This is a genomic window from Streptomyces cahuitamycinicus (genome assembly GCF_002891435.1).
Lineage (GTDB): Bacteria > Actinomycetota > Actinomycetes > Streptomycetales > Streptomycetaceae > Streptomyces > Streptomyces cahuitamycinicus.
The window spans coordinates 1-2,377 of sequence record NZ_POUC01000722.1; the positions used below are offsets into that span (position 1 = coordinate 1).

The 2,377-nt window shown below is 69.3% G+C and carries 3 protein-coding genes; 2 read left to right on the forward strand and 1 reads right to left on the reverse strand.

The features are described 5' to 3' along the window. Nucleotides 1-40: 40 nt before the first annotated feature. Nucleotides 41-466 (reverse strand): Hsp20/alpha crystallin family protein, encoded by a 426-nt coding sequence (locus C1J00_RS42075; RefSeq protein ID WP_180989898.1) that lies wholly within the window; start codon nt 464-466, stop codon nt 41-43. A 170-nt stretch (nt 467-636) separates the two neighbouring features. Here C1J00_RS42075 and C1J00_RS42080 point away from each other — a divergent pair, with 170 nt between their 5' ends. Together C1J00_RS42080 and C1J00_RS42085 are read left to right on the forward strand one after the other, a co-directional pair. After that, nucleotides 637-948, forward strand: coding sequence for a hypothetical protein (locus C1J00_RS42080; RefSeq protein ID WP_102914074.1), 312 nt, complete (start codon nt 637-639; stop codon nt 946-948). Nucleotides 949-1,271: 323 nt separating this feature from the next. Further along, a partial coding sequence (locus C1J00_RS42085) for an alginate lyase family protein (RefSeq protein ID WP_102914075.1) occupies nt 1,272-2,377 on the forward strand: 1,106 nt, incomplete at its 3' end.

The window sequence follows — 2,377 nt, forward strand, 5'->3', positions numbered from 1 at the left end:
AGATGTGTATAAGAGCCAGCCGGTGGGCGGTGCGGTGCGGTCAGCCGCTGAGCTGCTTGCGCGCGTCGCCGCCCGAGATCGCGATACGGCGCGGCTTGGCCTGCTCGGCCACCGGGATGCGCAGGGTCAGGACGCCGGCCTCGTAGGAGGCGTCGATGCGCTCCGTGTCGAGGGTGTCGCCGAGGAACAGCTGGCGCGTGAAGGTGCCGGTGGGGCGCTCGGCGACGAGCGGTTCCGCGCCCTCGGGGGCGGGGGACCTACGCTCGGCTCGCACGTTGAGGACGTTGCGCTCGACGTCCAGTTCGATCGTCTCGGGGTCGATGCCGGGGAGGTCGAAGTGGACGAAGAAGTCGTCCCCGGAGCGGTAGGCGTCCATCGCCATCGCCGACGGGCGGGCGGTGGCGTTGCCGAAGACCTGCTGGGTGAGTCGGTCGAGTTCACGGAAGGGGTCCGTGCGCATGAGCATCACTGGTCACTCCTCTCTTCAGGTGCAGTGGGTGCGATGCCCTTACGGTCTGCGTCTTCTTATATAACTCGGAGGAGGAAACTTGACAAGCCTGCGCTCAGGTTCGGGTTTCCGGAGTCTGCGGGCTAGCCTCAAGATCACGAGCAGGATGCAGGACGCGGGAGGCAGGTATGGCGAAGGTTCCGAGTGCGGTGGTCGCCGCGAGCGGGCTCGTGGGCGGGTACGGCGTGGCCCGCTGGACCCGGCAGCGGCCGCTCGGCGGGGTCGTACTGGCCGCGGCCGGGGCGGTGGCCGCGCGGCAGTGGCGACAGCAGGCCGGTGGGGTGGCCGCGGGGGCGTTGTCGGCCGCGTATGTCGCCGCCTTCGCCGGGTCTCATCCGCTGGCGAAGAAGGTGGGTGCCTGGCCTGCCGTGTTCGGGGTGGCGGGAGCCGTGGGGCTGGCGTCGTGGGCGGTCGCGGACCGGCGGAGCCGCAGCGCGTAGCGACAGCGGCGCGTCGCCGCCAGCGGTGCGTCACCGCCAGCGGCGCGTAGGCGACAGCGCCCCATAGGGGCGACAGCAAAGAACCCGGCCCTGAATCCCAGGGCCGGGTTCTTGTCGGAGCGCCGGGCAGGCCTTGCACCTGCATTTCCCCACAGGAAGTGGGGCGTCTTTCCTTGGACCACCAACGCACTGTCCGCCCACCGGAGTTCCGGCGACTGGACGCAGATCAACTATAACGCAGTTTCCGTTATCGCCCGCACCGCCGGGCCGTCTCCTCACCGTCCCCCGCAGGTAAGCGACTTATGACGCCGAGGTACGACGACATGACACGACAGATCAGCCGCCGGAGCATGTTGCAGGCAGCGGGCATCGGTATCGGCATCGGTGCGACTGCGACTGCGTTCGCCCCGTCGGCAGGTGCCGCCGGCGCCCCTCTCGTTCACCCCGGGCTGCTGCACAACGGCGCCGACCTGGACCGTATGGCGGCCAAGGTGAAGGCGGACGCCAGACCGTACGCCGCCGGGTTCGCCAAGCTCACCGCCAACCGGCATGCGCAGAGCGGGTGGCGGCCGAATCCGCAGGCCGTCGTGTACCGGGGGTCGGGTACGCCCGAGAACTACCGGGTCCTCTACAACGACATCCACGCCGCATACCAGAACGCCCTGCGGTATCACGTCACCGGCCAGGAGGCGCACGCCGACACCGCCGTGGCGATCCTCAACGCCTGGTCGGGGAAGCTGACCGCACTGGAGGGCAGTGTCGACCGGTTCCTGGCGGCGGGGTTGTACGGCTACCAGTTCGCGAACGCCGCCGAACTGGTGCGGGAACACGGGGACTTCGACCTGGGGCGGGCGCAGGAGCTGATGCGCACCGTCTTCCATCCACTGAGCGACGACTTCCTGACCAGGCACAACGGCGCCGTCGTCACGAACTACTGGCCCAACTGGGACCTGACGGCCATCGCGTGTGTGCTCGCCACCGGGATCTTCTGCGACGAACGGGCCGTGGTCGAGCGGGCCGTGGAGTACTTCAAGCACGGGGACGGCATGGGGTCGGTGAAGCACGCCATACCCGTCGTCCACGAGGACGGGCTCGGCGAGTGGGTCGAGGCCGGGCGCGATCAGGGGCATGCGCTGCTCGGGGTCGGGCTGATGGGCACGGTGTGCGAGATGGCGTGGAACCAGGGGATCGATCTGTACGGGTACGACGACAGCCGGTTCCTCAAGGGCGCGCAGTACGTGGCCAAGTGGAGCCTGGGCGGGGATGTGCCGTACACGGCCAACACGCGGAAGAAGGGGGCGATCGGAGGGTGGTCGGGGAGCGAGACCGCGTCCGGTGTCGCGGGCGCGGATCCGTCGATGACCCGGCCCATCTGGGCGATGATCGCCAACCACTACACCAAGCGGCGGGGGCTGCCGGCGTCGTACCT

Coding starts and splice junctions, on each gene's coding strand:
- C1J00_RS42075 (WP_180989898.1), bottom strand. CDS start 466: ATGCTCATGCGCACGGACCCCTTCCGTGAACTCGACCGACTCACCCAG.
- C1J00_RS42080 (WP_102914074.1), top strand. CDS start 637: ATGGCGAAGGTTCCGAGTGCGGTGGTCGCCGCGAGCGGGCTCGTGGGC.